Here is a 16103-nt window from a genome sequence, read left to right as displayed (position 1 = left end):
AGACGGGCACGAATCGAATCGCTCAGCTGATTTCTGTCGAGATTGGAGCTCGTAGTGCGCAAGTCTTTTCGTGTCCTGTTCGCCGGCATGACCGCAGCGGGATTGCTCGCGATGGGAGCCTCGCCAGCTCTTGCCGCAAAGGGCAAGAAGTCTGACGACCACTCCACCGTGACCGCCGCGAGCCATGGCGGCAACGGCGGCAACGGCGGCAACGGCGGCGTCGCAATCAACATCTGTCCGGCCATCGCGGTCTTGGCCCCGGCGGAGACCCACTGCGAGGGTGCTAATGGCGGCGACGCAAACGGCGGCGACGCAAAGGCCACTAGCGAAAAAGACAGCAACAACGAGGCGCCCACGAACAGCGAGGACTAGGTTCTCAGCTTCACCGGGAGCTCTCGACCCTACGGCGCGCCCCCAAGACCTTGAGCTACTGGAGTGGATCAATGAGCGGATCAGATGTTGATCTTTTTCGCGAGGCTTGCATTTTACCTCACCTGATCAGCTAGGTCATGAGCGTGGAAAACCGCCAAATAATGACGACGCTGCGTGATCATGCCTCCGCTTGAGTGGGGATTCTCTCCCTTTAGTGTTGCCCAGCGTGCAAGGTCCACCGATTCAATGCGACCGTTTCTCCGTCGGTCGGCGCGTCCCGAATCCTTGGGAATTCGTGTAATTCAACCAGCCGACCGGGCACAGTCCAACATGGATAGGAGCTGAGGAATGCGTACGTCCCTTCGTCTCGTCGGTGTTGCCGCCGCTGCGGCCGCGATGCTGGCCATTGGATCGCCCGCCTTTGCCGGCGGTAAGGACCACGGCAAGGGCCACAAGGGGTCCGAGGAACACTCCTTCGTTTACTCGGGGGCCGAGGGCGGCGACGCCGGTAACGGCGGCAACGGTGGGGTCGGCACGAACACCTGCACCGGCAGCCTTGGCGTGCTCGGCGGCGATGTCTTGTGCAGTGCTGCCGATGGCGGCGCCAGCCTTGGCGGCGATGCCGAATCCCATGCATCGCACGGCAACGGCAACGACACCGAAGATGACGACTGACGTCGCTGCCACGACGAGGGTCTGACCGTCATCGCGGGAGTGTGCCGACCGGCGTACGCCAGTCGGCACACTTCTTTCTGCCACGGCACATTCACGTCGACCGGAAACCAAGGCATTGAAATGCTCTATGACTGGGCCCAATTGACTCGTTGGCATGACATGACACTGGGCACAAATACCCTGACTCCCGCGAGAGAGTTCGAACATTGATTTCCATGCGGTCGTGCCTGATCCAAGACGGGCACGAATCGAATCGCTCAGCTGATTTCTGTCGAGATTGGAGCTCGTAGTGCGCAAGTCTTTTCGTGTCCTGTTCGCCGGCATGACCGCAGCGGGATTGCTCGCGATGGGAGCCTCGCCAGCTCTTGCCGCAAAGGGCAAGAAGTCTGACGACCACTCCACCGTGACCGCCGCGAGCCATGGCGGCAACGGCGGCAACGGCGGCAACGGCGGCGTCGCAATCAACATCTGTCCGGCCATCGCGGTCTTGGCCCCGGCGGAGACCCACTGCGAGGGTGCTAATGGCGGCGACGCAAACGGCGGCGACGCAAAGGCCACTAGCGAAAAAGACAGCAACAACGAGGCGCCCACGGACAACGAGGACTAGGTTCTCAGCTTCGTCGGGAACTCGACCGTCCCCACGCGGAACCGGTGTCGGCCTCTCCTATGGGTGTCATTTGCCACGAGGAAGGGACCGGGGTATTGCCGCGGGGATGGGACCACGTGGTCGGCTCAGTGAGCATCGTGGTCTCCCGTCGTGGTGGTGTCAATGGACGCGCCGGAGGGCGCGTGTCCGGGTTTCTGTCGTTGCCGGTAGGACTCGCCCTCGATGACGAGTTCGTGAGTGGTGGAGGTGAGCCGGTCGACGGCGGATTGGGCGAGGAGGGGGTCGCTCATCATGGCCAGCCACTCGGCAGGCTCGCGGTTGGAGGTCAGCACGGTGGACGCGGTGTGGTGACGGGCCACGACGAGCTCGTAGAAGTCGGCGGTCTCGGTGGCGTGCAGGGGCTGGAGTGCGAAGTCGTCGATGAGCAGGAGCCGGACCTGGGTCAGCCGGCGCATCTCGGCCTCGACGCTGTTGTCGAGGCGGGCGGCTTTGAGTCGTTTGAACAGCGCGTCGGCGCGGAGCATGAGCACGCTGTGGCGGCGGCGGACGGCGATGTGCCCGAGCGCGGTGGCCAGGTGGGTCTTGCCGACCCCGACCGCTCCGAGCAGGCAGGCTCCGTGGGGCCCGTCGAGGAATCGCAGGCTGGTGAGTTCGTTCCAGAGGGTGCGGTCGTAGCGCACCGCGGCGGACTCGTCCCAGGTTTCGATGCGCATGCCGGGGTCGAGGCCGGCTTTGCGGGCCCGTAGCTGCGCGGACTGGGTGTCGCGGCGGGTGGCCTCGTCGGCCAGCACGAGCTCGAGGAACGCCGCGTGCGAGAGGTGCTGCTGTTTGGCCAACGTGAGCCGTTCGGGCAGCGTGTGGAGCATCTTGCCGAGCTTGAGCGCCCGCAGCACCTGCTTGAGCTCGGGTGAGACTGGGTCGATCATCGTTGTGGCGCTCATCGGGTCGTCGCCTCCCCTCCGCCGTCGATCACTTTCATCCAGTACGGCTTGACCCGCCGGAACTCGCGCGGATCGCGGGCGAAGCGGGCTGGGGTGGCCGCTCGTGCGGCCGCCGGCGCCGGGGTGGGGGTGTTCTCGGTGGCGTGCTCCAGCATCGAGGCGATCTTGGTGACGGAGATGACGTCGATGTCCAGGGCTTTCCCGCACGCGGTGTCGGCTGGTCCGGAGCCATAGCGTTTGGCCAGCCCGAGCAGCCGGTAGACCTGCCGCATCCGGGTCCAGGGCAGCTTGTCGTCGAGCAGTCGTTCCGCGTAGATGCCGACGTTCTCGCCGTGCGCGGCGGCGGCGCGGGTCAGCCGCTGCAGGTCACGCAGCGCGTAGGCGGTCTTCTCGGCGGGCAGGTCTTCGGGGTCGGTGCAGCGGCCACCGGGGCGCTGCCGGGGATGGGTCTTGATCAGCTGGCCGCGGTGGAACAGCTTGACCAGTTCCGCGTCCGCGCGGGCTTGGACCTGCTGGCCGATGTAGGCCTTCGGGGCCGAGTACAGCGCCTTGCCAACCTGAACGTGGTAGTCGCGGTGCACTTTGACCTCGACATAGATCGGCACCTCATACGGCGTCTCGGGGGCGGGCAGCAGCGCGGTGGCCTCGTGCTCGGCGAACACCTCCGCCGGGCGGGCGTGGATCGTGCCATGGATCCGCAGCCCGGCCTTGTCCCGGCACCAGGTCTCGGCGCGGGCCTGGGCGTCGGCCAGGTCCACAAAGGTCTCGCCAGCGAAGAAGTTGCCGCGTACGTACTGCACAGTCCTCTCGACCCGAGGTTTGTCCTGGGGTGAGCGGACCCTGGCCGCGTCCGTGACGAAGCCCCTGGCCTGCGCGTACTCCAGCCAGCCCACGGTGAACTGCGGATTGACCGCGTCCGCCTTGGCCACCATCGCCGACGCGTTATCCGGGATCAGCACCCGGAACACTCCATCGAAGTGCCGCCACGCCGCCTCGCACCCGGCCACGACGGCCTCCAGCGTCTGCGCAAAGGTCAGCCACACGAACATGTGCCGCGAGAACACCGCCGTGAAGATCAACGCGTGCACCACGCGGCGCCGCCCCGCCGACGGGTCATACAGCAGCCCCATCTTGGCGAAGTCGATCTGGCACTCCACGCCCGGCGTGCCATCGGCCACCCGCACCGTGTCTCCAGCGCCACGGCCCCGGTAGCCGGTGCGCTCCACGCAGAAACGGTGCAGCGTCCGATGCGGCACCACCACCCCCTGGCGGGCCAGCAACTCCCCGATCTTGACCACCGTCAGGTCCTTGCCGACCCACTCCACGATCTGCTCACGCTCGGTCTCCAGGCTCTCCCACGCCGAGCCACGACCAGCCGGGCGATCCGGGCGCACCCCGGCCACCACCTGCCCGATCAGCTCGTCGGTCAGCTGATCCTCGCCGCCGTCACGATCCAGCCCCGCCGCCACCGCCGCATCGGTGTAGCGGCGGACCGTCTTACGGTCCACCCCGGCCTGCTCAGCCACCCTCCGCAGACCCTTACCCGCCATCCAGGCCCGCAACATCTCCCGAACTTCGATCACAGCAACCTCCCGGTACGCCATCCCACAGGACCTCCAAGTCGATCAACTTGGATCGATCCCATGTGGACAATCGAGAACCGTCCCGGCACGACACGCCAGGTGGTCCCATTAGTGGCAACCAAGTGGTCCCATGACCATGGCAAAACACCCGCTTCAGTGGTCCCTAGTTCGTGGCAGCTGACACCTATGGGAGGCCGACACCTCGCGTTCTCGGAGGGCTTGATGGCGGACGGGCACCTGGAATTGCTCGGCTGGGCAGGGCAGTGGTCCAGGTCAGTTTCGTGCGCGAAGACCGTCGGTACCTGACCCGCCGACGGAGCGCGACCTGCTCGGCGCCGGCGCTCGAGTCATGCGAGTACCAATCCGGCTGATGACCGGAGCATAACGAGTCGGTCGGAAGCTGGGCGTCCGACCCGATCGACGCCGAAGCGGTTGCGCTCGCGGTGCTGCGACGGGCTTCCAGTCGCTGGGTTCGCCGGCCCCGCAAGCGAGGAGCGACTGCTGGTCGATCACCGCAGGGACCTGGTCGCCGAACGCACCCGGATCCAAAGCAGGCTGCGCTGCCACCTGCACAAGCTCGCCCCCTCGGTGCGCGTCCCGAGTCGGAGCTTGCGCCACTTCTGCGCGATGGACTCGCTGGCTGACGTCCTGTCTGCACATGAGGGCTCCGTCGTCTGAGTGGTTCGTGAGCAGTTGCGGCGGTGCAGGGATCTGAGTGTTGCCCGTTCTCTTGGGGTGACCGGCCTGTTGTGTGGTGTCGCCCGATTCGGGTGATTGTGGTGGTTGTGTGGTGGTTCTCCTGGGGTGCGGTGCTCGTGGCTGGTAATCGTTCACGATTCCTGTCACGAGATCGGAGTGGGGAGAGTGCGGGCGTTCCTGGTGAGGCTGCCGTCCGGCGCGGTACTGGACGGTGCTGGATGAGGACCTGGTCGTGGTTGGCGAGGCGGACGTGTTCTTGCGGCATGTTCGGTTCGGCCGTGATGGCTCGGAGCTGACCACGAAGTCGTATGCCGGCGGGATCGCGTTGTTCCTGCGCTGGTGTGCCCGGACCGGGCGGCACTGGCATGCCGGGGTGGAGCATCTGGGACTGTTCATCATCTGGCTGCAGCACGCTGGCGCGCAGGCCAGCGGGGTTGATGCCGTCCCGGGTGGCGAGGTGCTCGTCGGGCCGGGGCGGGAGCCGGTGCGCGGCGCGCGGCGCGCGGCGGGTGAATGCGGTGTTGTGTGCGGTGCGCGGTTTCGCGACGCATTCCGTGACCGTGGGGCTGGCCCCGGCGTGGCTGGTGCCGCTGTTGTATGAGGTGGCTGATGACCGGGACCTGCCCGAGTCCGCCCGCGGTGAGGACGACCGCATGACGTGGCGGATGCGGGCGCGGCATCGGTTGCGTGAGCCGGAAACGGTGGTGGATCGGGCCAGCGACGAGGAGATCGTCGCGCTGCTGCGGGCGTGCCGATCGGCGCGGGACTGGCTGATCGTGTTGCTGATGGCTCGGGCGGGGTTGCGCCGTGGTGAGGTGTGCGGGTTGCGCCGCGGCGATGTGCATCTGCTGCCGGATTCGCGGTTGTTGGGGTGCAAGGTGGCCCGGGCGCATCTGCATGTGGTGCGCCGCGAGAACCCGAACGGGGCGTGGGCCAAGTCCCGCCGCGAGCGGGTGGTGCCGCTGGATTTCCTTGTTGTGCAGGCGTTTGACGTCTACGAGTTCGAGCGGATGGAGGTGCCGCAAGCCGCAGACAATGATCTCGTGTTTGTCAACCTGTTCCGTGAGCCGCTCGGCGCGCCGATGCGCCCGGACGCGATCAACGAGTTGATGGCCGCCTGCTCACGGCGGGCCGGGCTGGACCAGCCGGTCCGGCCGCACCAGCTCCGGCACGCGTTCGGGAGCAATGTCGCCGACGCCGGCGGCCGCCTGGACGAGATCGCCGAGCTGTTGGGGCATGCCGCGGTGTCCTCGTCGCAGGTGTACCTGCATCCCGACCCGGGTCGGCTGCGGGAGGCCGTCGAGCGTGTGCCCAGCCCGCGTGTGCAGCCGGGAGCCCTGCGGTGAACGCGGTTACGACGGTGAGGTCGGTGCCGCCGTCGAGCATAGCCGTGGCTGTTCCCGCAGACGCGGCGCATGTGCTCGGTGCGGGGTGCGACGTCGGGCCCACGGTGGCTCGGTTGGTTGGGATGATCGATCCGGCTTTCCTGGCCGAGGCCGGGTGGGATGCGGTGACGCGGGTGTTGTCGCTGCCGTCGGAGCATCCTCAGCTGGGCTGGCGGATGTGTCAGACGCAAGGGTGCGGCAATCAGGTCTATGGCCACGATCGGACGTGCGGCATGTGCCGGACCAGCATGGCCAGCCCGGAGGATCACCAGGGCGGGGGCGCGGTGGAGGGTGTTGTCCCGCTGCAGCCGGGCCGGTTGTGCCAGGTGGAGGCATGTGGCCGTGCTCGCAGGAACCGGCGCTACTGCCGGGCTCACGACGAGCGGTGGCGAGATCAGCGCCGCACCGATCCGGGCTTCGATGAGCGACGGTGGCGCCGGATCGAACCGGCCATCGAGGGGGCCGGCCAGGTCAGCCTGCACGGCATTCCGGCCCTCGTGGTCGCGGAGGTCCTTTATGGACTGCAGCAGCGGACCCGCGACGGCGCGCTCACCGGCACCGCCAGACTCCGTCAGATCGCGTGGGAGTTGCGGCGTGAACAACCGGTCTCCCTCGCAGGCAGCGACCTTAATGGTCGCGGTGATCAGCACAAGGTGCTGCGCTGCTTTGTGCGCCATGTTCAACGCGCTTTCCGCACTCCCGAGACCGAACGAGTCAAGGATGTGTGGGACCTGGCCGTGTTCGGGTTGCCTGGGCGTCTGACCCAGGGCGTGTGCAAGGTTGATCTGAGGGCTGCGGCGGGTTTCTGAGCAGGCTGGACACGCGGCACGAGGGCGCAGCCTTGATGGGAGATCATCGGGGTGTCTAGTCCGTGATGTTCTACCCGAAAGCCGCGCCCTCGTGTCCTCATCCTCCCCGATCCTGACTGTGCTGAACCAGCCCACCCTCACCGTGGAGTCCCTGCAGAGCCGTATCGACGGCCTGTGGCAGGCCCTGGAAACGGTGACTGATCCCCGCAAAGCCCGCGGCCTGCGGTATCGGCTGCCGTTGCTGCTGTCCCTGGCGGTGCTGGCCGTGGCCGCCGGAGCGAAGACCTTCCTCGAGATCGCCGAGAATTCCGCGGATCTGCCAACCCGGTTGCTGGCCGAACTCGGCGTGTGTTCGTGGTCGGGCACGCCGTCGAACTGGACCTTCTCCCGGGTCCTGGCCAAAGTCGATCATGACGAGCTTGACCAGGCCTTATCCGGCTGGACGATGCAGGAGTACAAGCCCGCTGAGGCGGTCGCTGTCGACGGCAAGACGATGCGGGCCGCGACCACCGGGGGAGACCGACATGCCCCAAACCCAGGTCGTGGCCGCGATGAACTCCCGCGGTGAAGTTGTTGGCCAGACCGCGGTCCAGGCCGGTGATGAGAATGCCGCCGCCCGCGACCTTCTGGCCCGGCTAGGACGAAAAACCCTGTCCGGCACGGTGATCACCGCTGATGCCAAACACACCAGCGCCGATTTCGCCGCCGAGGCCGACAAAGCCGGGGCGTTCTGGCTCCTGCCGGTGAAGGGCAACCGCCCTCGCCTGCACCGGAGGCTGACAACCCTGCCCTGGAACAACGCCCGACTTGACACCCACGATCGCAGTCGCGGGCACGGGCGCGCCGAGACCCGCAGCCTGAAAGTCCTGATCCTGGACGACGATCTGCGATCAGAGTCGCTGAACGCCCGGCAGGCCGTCCAGGTCCGGCGCTGGCGCCGGCCGAACGGCAAACCCGCCAGCATCGAAACGGTGCATTACCTGACCAACCTGCCACCGGCCACCGCCGGACCTGATGACCTGGCCAGACTCATCCGCGGGCACTGGGGCATCGAGGGAAGACTCCACCTCGTTCGTGACGTCGCCTTCAACGAGGACCACCACCGGGCCCGCACCGGCAACGCACCCCAGAACCTCGCCGTCTTACGCAACACCGCAATCACCCTGCACCGCCAAAACGGAGCCACCGGCATCCAACCCGCCCTCCGCGCCAGCAACCGCAAACCCGAACGACTCCTGGACCTACTACCCGAAACCACCTAAACCGGACAGGTTAACCTTGCACACGCCCTGGCGTCTGACCTTCACCCAGATCAGCCAGGCATGGTTGCGCGAGGCGGCCAAGCGGTGGGCAGCCGACGATTTGCCGAGACGCCGCGGCAAGAACGCTGCCGGGCCGGCGCATCACTACCTGACCAGCCTGGCCAGCTTGTCCGAGAGCCTGCGGGCCACACGCACCGATCACGGCAACGACCCGGCGGTGCTGGGACGCGGCGATATCGACGCCTTCCTGCAACGGATGGCTTTCCTCGCCGCTGAAGGGCAACTGTCCACTGACGCCCGCACGCGCCGATGCCGCGAGGTCAGGCAGCTGCTGGTGCGATTTCGGGCGCTCGGGTTGACCCGCGCCGGCGGCCCGGCCGCTGGTCTGGGTGATGATTTCGCCCTCGTCACCAGCGATATTCCGCAAAAGCCCGAGGATCCCGAGCCGAACCGGGACCTCCCCGCGGAGATCCTGCGGCAGCTCTGTGATCACCTGCCGGCACTGGAGCATTCCATTTCCTGCCGGGAAATCCGCGTCGCAGTGGAACTGATCATGGACACCGGCCGGCGACCGGACGAGATTTGCGCGTTGCCGTGGGACTGTCTGGAATACGACGAGGACCGGCTACCCGTGCTGGTCTACGACAACCACAAGAACGCCCGGATCGGTCGGCGGCTGCCGATCGCGCAAGCGACCGCGGACTTGATCAGCGAGCAGAAAGACCATGTCCGCACCCGGTTCCCCGATACCATGCTGGCGGAACTGAAGCTGTTGCCCGCTGCCTATGCCAACCCACACGGCCGGCGCGCGATCACCGAAAACCAGTTGGGTGCCCGGCACCGCGCCTGGATCGACAGCCTGCCGTCACTGCTGCGGACCGATGGCACCGAGTACGACAAAGCCCGGATCGTGCCCTATGCCTACCGTCATTCGTATGCTCAGCGGCACGCCGACGCCGGTGTCCCGATCGATGTGCTGGGGTCTTTGCTCAACCATGTCAGCCTCAACACGACGAAAGGCTACTACCGTGTCGGCGGCGCGCGCCGCCGCGAGGCCGTCGACCGGGTCGCCACGATGCAGTTCGACCGGCACGGCAACCGGATCTGGCGGCAGGCGCAGCAACTGCTGGACTCCGAACGCGCTCGCCGCGCGATCGGGGAGGTCGCCGTCCCGTTCGGGATCTGCGCCGAGCCCTCCAACGTCAAAGCCGGCGGCCAGTCCTGCCCGTTCCGGTTCCGCTGCGCCGGCTGCGACCACTTCCGCACCGACGTCTCCTACCTGCCGGACCTGCAGGCATACCTCGACGACCTGCTGCGCAACCGGGAACGCGTGCTCGCTGCCAGCGACATCGACGACTGGGCGCGCGCCGAGGCCATGCCCTCCGACGACGAGATCGGCCGGATCCGGCGGCTCATCGCACGGATCACCACCGGGCTCGACGAGCTCACCGCCACCGAACGCGAACACCTCGAGCAGGCAGTCACGGTAGTGCGCCGCCACCGCGCCGTGATGCTGGGCATGCCCCGCATCCGCCAAGCCCTGCCCGACCTCCGCCCGGAGCGCACCGCGTGACCACCAACCACACAGATCGTCGAGACACGGCCAGGGCGATGGTCGAAGGACGACGAGCGGACTCCGGCCGACGCCGCCAGCGCGTCCTCACAGCCCTCCACACCGCGGTCGCCAACGGCGATCAGATCACCGTCAGCGCAATCGCGCGCGCCAGCGGGGTCGACCGCAGCTTTCTCTACCGCCACCGCGACCTGCTCGAACAACTCCACGCTGCCGACGCCCAGCCACCGAACACCGCGGCCGGCGCACCCGCGGTCAGCCGGGCATCCCTGCAGGCCGACCTGTTGGCCGCCCAGCAACGCTGCGCCCGCATGGCCGCACGCGCCCAACACCTGGAGACCCGGCTGTCCGCGCTCCTCGGCGAGCAAGCCTGGCGCGAGTCCGGGCTCGGCGCCCCCGACGACATCGACCAGCTCAACCAGCGGATCGTCCACTTAGAACAACAGGTCACCGATCTGCGCCTCCAGCTCGAGGAACGCGACCAGGACCTCACCGCCGCCCGCGCCGCCAACCGCGAGCTGATGGCCCGCATCAACGCCCCGAACACCAACAGCTGAAAACCCCCACCAGCCACTTGCGCCACACCTGTTGCACCGATAACTTCAACCACATCAGCCTCTGAGCAGCGCAAACGCGGAGGACTCAACCTCCACCACGGCGCCAAACCCCAGAGAATGCCCGACTTTCAGGCTGAGGACGTGCTGGGCGGTCTGCGCCCTTCACGGTGAAGACGATCTATCAGGCGGTTGGTGAGTTCGTCTGCGGCGACACCGTGACGACGAACCGGTCGTCCCCATGGCCGGGCTGTAGGTTTGCTTTGAGCGGACGGTCGTGGTCGTCGTCGAGGAGCCGGTTGGTCGGCCGCTGGGATTCGTTGTGGCGCCTCTTGTTCATCGGGTGGATCATGCGCCAGGATGCAACACCAGCTCCCCCCTTCCACCGGGCACTGACGCTGCTGGACCCTTCCCAGGATGGGACATGATCGAAGTCATCGACGCCGAGGCGGCACGGCAGGCGCGGGCCGCCGGACGACTGGACTGCCCGTCGTGCGGCGGGATGCTGCGACCATGGCCCCCGGGGGCACGGTCACGGTGCGGCTGGACCGGGGCCGATGCCGCTCATGTCGCGCCACGCACGTCCTGCTCCCCGCCGACCTTGTAGCGGGCCGGTCCTACCCGCTCGACGTGATCGGCGAGGCGCTGGTGGCCGCCGGGGCCGGCACTGGATCTGGATCAGTGGCCACCCGGCTGGATGTGCCGGCCGGGACCGTGCGGTCCTGGCTACGGCGCGCCCGCGGCAACGCCGAGCAAGCTCTACCGGTTCGGTGTGCAGACCACCGTCGCCCTCGACCCCGACCTTCTGCCGAGCACCCCACGGTCCACCACCCTGGGCAGACAACGGCGACGCCTATCTGATCCTGGACGGCAAAAACTTCTCCTCCGACCGGCTCGGCGAAAAGACCACCAGCGCCAAAGGCGCCGAGATCGACCTGTGGTACTCCGGGAAAACCCGCGAACAAGCCGGCAACATCCAAGCACTGACGGACCCGGACGGGTTCCCGCTGTGGGCCTCCGACGTCGAGCCCGGGTCCATCCACGACATCACCGCCGCTGAAAACCACGTCCTCGGCGCCCTGTACTGGGCTTACTCCCAGCTCAACCTGCCCACCCTGGCCGACGGCGGCTACCAGGGTGCCGGAGCCGGGGTCCTCACCCCGATCAGAGATCCTGGTGGTTAATTGGTTCAGGCTGCCAGGCTGAGTTCGAGGCGGGAGAGGTGGCTGGTGCGGGTCCGGTCGAGCGGGTGGCCGTTCCACCAAGCGTCGAGTCTGATCAGGTTCAGTGCGGCGGCTGAGTAGACGTGGTCGAGGTGGGTCTTGGCCAGGCCTCGGTAGCGGGCACGGCGTAGTCCGGTGACGGCCGTGGCCTGGCGGATCGTGCCTTCGACGCCCGCGCGGAGGGCGTAGTCCTTCTGCCAGTCCTGGGTCTCCTGCTCGGCGCGGGCCCGTCGCAGTGCCTCGGTCATCTCCCTGGGATGTAAGGAGATCTGTCGGCGTCCGCTTTTCGCGGTGGTGCACTGCGCCCGATGTGGGCAGGAGCCACAGACCGTCTTGGAGAACGTGACCACCGTCTTGGGGACCCCGTCTTGGACACAAGGAGTCCACGACGAGCTGAGTTGTCCAGCCGGGCAGGTCACCCGTTGGGCCTGCCAGTCGACGGCGAAGTCCGACGCGGCGAATCCCTCGTGGGCCTTGGCCTGGCGGGAGCGGTCCAGCAGCACAGGGGTGATCAGCGCGATGCCGAAGTTCTCCAGGGACCCCACGATCAGTTCGGCGGACGGGTAACCGGAATCAAGGTAGTGCTCGTCGGGCAGCAGATCCCGTTTCCGCAGAGCCTGATGGATCGGTTCGAGCATCGTGCTGTCAGAGACGGTGGCGTCGGTCGTGGCGACGTTCGTGATCAGATTCGGCTTCTGCGCGGCAGGACAGCGACAGCCGGCATCCTCGGCGGGTTCCGTCGGGGCGGGAGCCGCACAGGTCTCACTGATGTGGACCTTGAAGCCGTTCCAGAACATATCCCGCTTGACGCCCCAACGGGCGTCGGTGTCGTAGGGTGAGGTCAAGCGCCGACAGCCGGGCGGGAGACCACCATCCTTATCGATGTCATTCCCCCGCCGCTTGATCACCTCTCGTCCATTCCTGGCCACGGTGCGCGTGTAGTTCTGGACCAGCACCACGCGCAGGATCTCCACGGCCGGGAGTTCACGCAGCCACGTCGGCGAGGCGGGCGCGTAGACGGCTGCCAGTAACGTGAAGCCGTCTTTGCCGTAGGACAGGGCGAGTTCGTCCTTCTTGGTCTGCGAGGCCGGCAAGCGCCAGGTGTCGATCCGCTGCTGGTAACGCCGGCTCCAGCCCGGAACGTCGAGCACCTCGGCCACCCAATGCGGGGCCGCGGCGGACAGGGCTTCCAGACAAGCCCGCACCGCCTCACCCGCCAACTCCAGCCGGTTGAGGTCCCGCACCGCGGCGATCACATGCGTGGAGTCCGTGCGTTGCTTGCCACCAGCGGTGACCAAGCCCTTGTCCCGCAACACCGCCAGCAGCAGGTCCAGGGCCTTCTCCTCCAGCCGGTGCTGGACAACGCGGGCACGGAACTCGCTGAGCACCGTGTGGTCGAAACCGGGGTCGGTCAACTCCAGCCCCAGCGCGTATTTCCAGGCGAGGTTGGTGCGCACCGCGTCGGCGGCCTGTCGGTCGGTCAGATCCTCCGCCTTCTGCAGCACCGTGATCATGGCGAGCATGCCCGGCGACCAGCCGGGCTTGCCACGAGCCCCGAACGCCGTGGCGAACTCAGCGTCCGCGAACAGCTCACCGAGCTGATCACGGACCTGCACAGCCAACGGCACCTCACGTCGCCCGCTGTACATCGCCCGGATCGCCGCGGCGATCTCCGGGACCGGCTCCGGCCAGGGCTGCGGCTGCACCGACACCACGATCTCCATCCTGCGGCCAGACACCACAAGACTGCCGCAAGATCATCATCCCGGGCCTACCCAACACACCCTCACCCAACCCGAGAATTAACCACCAGGGTCATCAAACACCCCAAAACCAGCAAAGGCCGCCCACTGGACACCGACAACCAGACCTACAACAAACTGCTACGCGGCCTCCGCGCCCTCGGCGAACGTGGATTCGCCCTGCTCACCGGCCGTTGGCGCGCCCTACGACACTTTAATAGATAACCCTTGAGTTCCCGGAGGGATGTTCCGTCGTCGGGCGGCCTGGACCAGGCTGTTCTTGCTCGTTCGGGTGGTTGGTTCGTGTTCTGACTCAACTTCAGGTTCCGTGAGGATTATTCAGGCGCATCAAAATTCAGTCGCCGACCGGCGTGTTGACATAAGCGGCGGTCCGTTTAATGCGAGAATTGGGTTACCACACTCAAAATCGCAAGAAAACGGACCACCTGTATGTATCATACCACCGGCCTCACCGTGCCACAGATCGCCGACTTGTGCGAGCTGATCAGGATGGAAACCGGGCAAGAGAATCAGCCGTGGCCACCGATTCTAGGATTGTGGAACTCTGTGGTCGTTGCGCTGACCTATATGAGGCGCAATCGGGTCCAAGCGGAAATCGCAGAAACCTACGGAGTTTCCCAGCCGTCCATCAGTCGTGCGGTTACCACAGTGACGCCACTGATCAACCAGGTGCTCGCGAGGTTCGTGCCCACCGCCGACGAGTTGGACGACCGGCAGCAGTACATCGTCGACGGCACGCTGCTGCCCTGCTGGTCCTGGTCCTCGCACCCGGAGTTGTACTCGGGCAAGCACAAGACCACCGGTATGAACGTGCAGATCGCCTGTACGGTCGACGGCCAGCTCAGGTGGATCTCCGATCCGATTGATGGCAGCCGGCACGACTCGTACTGCCTCGGTGAATCTGGCGTGCTGTTGACACTGACGCCCGCCAACTGGATAGGCGACAAAGGATACGTTGGCAACGACATGCTCACGCCGATCAAGAAACCTGAATGCCGCGAATTGCTGGACTGGGAGAAAGAATTCAACACGCAGATCAACAGGATTCGCTACGTCATCGAGCAGGTGATCGCTAACTTCAAGACCTGGCGCATCCTGCACACCGACTACCGGCGCCCCATCGAGACCTTCCGTAAAACCATCTCCACCGTTGTCGCCCTGCATTTCTTCGCCTCAGCGTGAATAACCCTCCGTGAGCCGATGTCACGTCTGTTGATGTTCTTGCGGTCGAGCTGAAGTCGGGGAGGCGTGGTGGGGCTTGCGGTCGTGCGGGATCTGCGCGAGATGCGCGAGCCGTTGGGCCCGGAGGAGATCGCGCGGTTCGAGACCGATGTGTTCGCCGGGTTCGTGTTGGCCCGCTCGGCGGCAGGCTTGGCCGATAACACGATCCGTTCGGATGTCTGCCATCTGGAGCAGGTGCGTGCGTGGTTCGGCCGACCGTTGTGGGACCTGCAACCGTCCAACGTGGACTCCTATTTCGGCACGGTGCTGCGGGCGGTGCCGCCCAACACGCGGATGGCGCGGGCGCAGGCGATCAGGACGTATTTCGAGTTCGTCGAGCTGCGGCACAAGGTGGAGATCCACAACCTGACCGGCCGGGTCGTGGAATGCCCGATCGACGAGGTGAACCGACCCCGCGGCCGACGCGAGGCGAAACTGCGGATCCCGCCGTCCGCTGAGCAGATCAGGACGCTGTTCGCCGGGTGGCGCGGCGAGCTGGCGACCTGCCGCAAGTTCGCTCCCACCGCGCGTAACTACGCCGCCGCCCGGCTGATGTCGGAGGTGGGGTTGCGGATCAACGAGGTGCGTCACTTGGATTTGGCCGACATCAAGTGGGACCTGGGCCCGTTCGGCAAACTCCATGTCCGACACGGCAAAGGCGCCCGCGGCTCCGGGCCCCGGGAACGCATGGTGCCGCTGATCAATGACGCGGGCCGGACCCTGCGGTGGTTCGTCGAGGACGTGTGGTGCCAGCTCGGTGACGACCCTGCCCGGCTGGGCGCTCCGTTGTTCTGCTCCGAACGCAAGAACGCCGACGGGACCGGTGCCAGGGTGGGCAACGAGGTGCTGAGGGCCGGGTTGGCTACGGCCGCCGCCGAGCACCTGCCGGACTGGTCGGACCGGTTGACACCGCATGTCCTGCGGCACTTCTGCGCCAGCGAGCTCTACCTGGGCGGCATGGACTTGATCGCCATCCAAGCGACGCTCGGGCACGCCTGGATCGCCACAACTATGAATTATGTTCATGTTCATCGGACGCATGTCGAGGACGCATGGCTGGCCGGGCAGCAGCGGGCCGCGCAACGGCTGAAGGGACTGAGCATATGAGGTGGAACCTGCGGCTGGCTGCCGCCAACCGTGGTATCTGGAAGGCCAGCGAGCTGCAACGGATGCTCGCCGAGCACGGCCTGATGATCAGCGCTGGGAAGATGTCCGGGCTGTGGTCGGGCAGCCCGGCCAGCGTCAAACTCGACGAGCTGAACATCATCTGCGCAGTCCTTGGTTGCGGTGTCGAGGTGTTGCTCATCCCAGAGCCCGACAAGGTCGACCGGCCCGCCCCGCAAGGCGAGTCGACCGCTGCGACCGGTACCAGCGGCGCCGCCGGTGTGACGGTCACGCCGAAACGCCGGGACGGCCGCTCGCTGCCGCCCATGTGA

At 66.5% G+C, this 16103-nt stretch carries 18 protein-coding genes; 14 read left to right on the top strand and 4 right to left on the bottom strand.

Annotated elements, in window-relative coordinates; translation table 11 throughout:
* Positions 1 to 54 precede the first annotated feature (54 nt).
* The 3 genes from ACRXBZ_RS28425 to ACRXBZ_RS28415 all read left to right on the top strand — a co-directional run bounded on the left by ACRXBZ_RS28425 (position 55) and on the right by ACRXBZ_RS28415 (position 1654).
* A complete protein-coding gene (locus ACRXBZ_RS28425) occupies positions 55 to 372 on the top strand; it encodes a hypothetical protein (protein WP_433881685.1) in 318 nt (105 codons plus the stop codon).
* Between the two features lie 348 nt (positions 373 to 720).
* Positions 721 to 1047, top strand: a complete 327-nt coding sequence (locus ACRXBZ_RS28420) for a hypothetical protein (RefSeq protein ID WP_433881684.1) — start codon at positions 721 to 723, stop codon at positions 1045 to 1047.
* Between the two features lie 289 nt (positions 1048 to 1336).
* Positions 1337 to 1654, top strand: a complete 318-nt coding sequence (locus ACRXBZ_RS28415) for a hypothetical protein (protein WP_433881683.1) — start codon at positions 1337 to 1339, stop codon at positions 1652 to 1654.
* A 125-nt stretch (positions 1655 to 1779) separates the two neighbouring features.
* Here ACRXBZ_RS28415 and istB read toward each other — a convergent pair whose 3' ends face one another.
* Together istB and istA are read right to left on the bottom strand one after the other, a co-directional pair.
* Positions 1780 to 2595 (bottom strand): IS21-like element helper ATPase IstB, encoded by an 816-nt coding sequence (gene istB, locus ACRXBZ_RS28410; RefSeq protein ID WP_433881682.1) that lies wholly within the window; start codon positions 2593 to 2595, stop codon positions 1780 to 1782.
* Positions 2592 to 4199, bottom strand: a complete 1608-nt coding sequence (gene istA, locus ACRXBZ_RS28405) for an IS21 family transposase (RefSeq protein ID WP_433881681.1) — start codon at positions 4197 to 4199, stop codon at positions 2592 to 2594. Before istA ends, istB begins: the two co-directional genes overlap by 4 nt.
* Positions 4200 to 5088: 889 nt before the next feature.
* On the opposite strand from istA, the gene ACRXBZ_RS28400 reads away from it, so the two are divergent.
* The 7 genes from ACRXBZ_RS28400 to ACRXBZ_RS28370 all read left to right on the top strand — a co-directional run bounded on the left by ACRXBZ_RS28400 (position 5089) and on the right by ACRXBZ_RS28370 (position 10463).
* Positions 5089 to 5478 carry a hypothetical protein gene (locus tag ACRXBZ_RS28400; RefSeq protein WP_433881680.1) on the top strand — a complete coding sequence of 130 codons (390 nt, stop codon included), beginning with the start codon at positions 5089 to 5091 and terminating at the stop codon, positions 5476 to 5478.
* Complete coding sequence (locus ACRXBZ_RS28395) at positions 5432 to 6223, top strand: tyrosine-type recombinase/integrase (RefSeq protein ID WP_433881679.1); 792 nt, start codon at positions 5432 to 5434, stop codon at positions 6221 to 6223. The genes ACRXBZ_RS28400 and ACRXBZ_RS28395 overlap by 47 nt, the downstream gene beginning before the upstream one ends.
* A 44-nt stretch (positions 6224 to 6267) precedes the next feature.
* Positions 6268 to 7071 carry a hypothetical protein gene (locus ACRXBZ_RS28390; RefSeq protein ID WP_433881678.1) on the top strand — a complete coding sequence of 268 codons (804 nt, stop codon included), beginning with the start codon at positions 6268 to 6270 and terminating at the stop codon, positions 7069 to 7071.
* Between the two features lie 91 nt (positions 7072 to 7162).
* Positions 7163 to 7639, top strand: a complete 477-nt coding sequence (locus ACRXBZ_RS28385) for a transposase family protein (RefSeq protein ID WP_433881677.1) — start codon at positions 7163 to 7165, stop codon at positions 7637 to 7639.
* On the top strand, positions 7596 to 8333 hold the full coding sequence (locus ACRXBZ_RS28380) for an ISAs1 family transposase (RefSeq protein WP_433878667.1): 738 nt from the start codon (positions 7596 to 7598) through the stop codon (positions 8331 to 8333). Before ACRXBZ_RS28385 ends, ACRXBZ_RS28380 begins: the two co-directional genes overlap by 44 nt.
* Positions 8334 to 8349: 16 nt before the next feature.
* Positions 8350 to 9906, top strand: coding sequence for a tyrosine-type recombinase/integrase (locus ACRXBZ_RS28375; RefSeq protein WP_433881676.1), 1557 nt, complete (start codon positions 8350 to 8352; stop codon positions 9904 to 9906).
* On the top strand, positions 9903 to 10463 hold the full coding sequence (locus ACRXBZ_RS28370) for a DUF6262 family protein (RefSeq protein WP_433878553.1): 561 nt from the start codon (positions 9903 to 9905) through the stop codon (positions 10461 to 10463). The genes ACRXBZ_RS28375 and ACRXBZ_RS28370 overlap by 4 nt, the downstream gene beginning before the upstream one ends.
* 181 nt (positions 10464 to 10644) lie before the next feature.
* On the opposite strand, the gene ACRXBZ_RS28365 is transcribed toward ACRXBZ_RS28370, so the two are convergent.
* Entirely contained in the window at positions 10645 to 10800 is a 156-nt protein-coding gene (locus tag ACRXBZ_RS28365) for a hypothetical protein (protein WP_433881675.1), read from the bottom strand.
* Between the two features lie 430 nt (positions 10801 to 11230).
* Here ACRXBZ_RS28365 and ACRXBZ_RS28360 point away from each other — a divergent pair, with 430 nt between their 5' ends.
* Positions 11231 to 11644 (top strand): transposase family protein, encoded by a 414-nt coding sequence (locus ACRXBZ_RS28360; RefSeq protein WP_433881674.1) that lies wholly within the window; start codon positions 11231 to 11233, stop codon positions 11642 to 11644.
* A 5-nt stretch (positions 11645 to 11649) separates the two neighbouring features.
* On the opposite strand, the gene ACRXBZ_RS28355 is transcribed toward ACRXBZ_RS28360, so the two are convergent.
* On the bottom strand, positions 11650 to 13422 hold the full coding sequence (locus tag ACRXBZ_RS28355; RefSeq protein ID WP_433877452.1) for an IS1182 family transposase: 1773 nt from the start codon (positions 13420 to 13422) through the stop codon (positions 11650 to 11652).
* Positions 13423 to 13992: 570 nt separating this feature from the next.
* Here ACRXBZ_RS28355 and ACRXBZ_RS28350 point away from each other — a divergent pair.
* The 3 genes from ACRXBZ_RS28350 (at position 13993) to ACRXBZ_RS28340 (ending at position 16103) form a co-directional block, all read left to right on the top strand.
* A complete protein-coding gene (locus ACRXBZ_RS28350) occupies positions 13993 to 14628 on the top strand; it encodes a transposase family protein (RefSeq protein ID WP_433881673.1) in 636 nt (211 codons plus the stop codon).
* Between the two features lie 69 nt (positions 14629 to 14697).
* Positions 14698 to 15774 (top strand): tyrosine-type recombinase/integrase, encoded by a 1077-nt coding sequence (locus ACRXBZ_RS28345; RefSeq protein ID WP_433877503.1) that lies wholly within the window; start codon positions 14698 to 14700, stop codon positions 15772 to 15774.
* Positions 15771 to 16103, top strand: coding sequence for a helix-turn-helix domain-containing protein (locus ACRXBZ_RS28340; RefSeq protein ID WP_190818330.1), 333 nt, complete (start codon positions 15771 to 15773; stop codon positions 16101 to 16103). Before ACRXBZ_RS28345 ends, ACRXBZ_RS28340 begins: the two co-directional genes overlap by 4 nt.

This window comes from Saccharopolyspora hattusasensis (genome assembly GCF_050972075.1).
GTDB lineage: Bacteria > Actinomycetota > Actinomycetes > Mycobacteriales > Pseudonocardiaceae > Saccharopolyspora > Saccharopolyspora hattusasensis.
This window is presented reverse-complemented; position numbering and strand designations above follow the sequence as displayed.

Bases quoted from the DNA above. Each gene is read 5' to 3' on its own strand.
- ACRXBZ_RS28365 (WP_433881675.1), bottom strand. From the start codon at position 10,800: ATGAACAAGAGGCGCCACAACGAATCCCAGCGGCCGACCAACCGGCTC.
- istA (WP_433881681.1), bottom strand. From the start codon at position 4,199: ATGGCGTACCGGGAGGTTGCTGTGATCGAAGTTCGGGAGATGTTGCGG.
- istB (WP_433881682.1), bottom strand. From the start codon at position 2,595: ATGAGCGCCACAACGATGATCGACCCAGTCTCACCCGAGCTCAAGCAG.
- ACRXBZ_RS28380 (WP_433878667.1), top strand. From the start codon at position 7,596: ATGCCCCAAACCCAGGTCGTGGCCGCGATGAACTCCCGCGGTGAAGTT.
- ACRXBZ_RS28340 (WP_190818330.1), top strand. From the start codon at position 15,771: ATGAGGTGGAACCTGCGGCTGGCTGCCGCCAACCGTGGTATCTGGAAG.
- ACRXBZ_RS28420 (WP_433881684.1), top strand. From the start codon at position 721: ATGCGTACGTCCCTTCGTCTCGTCGGTGTTGCCGCCGCTGCGGCCGCG.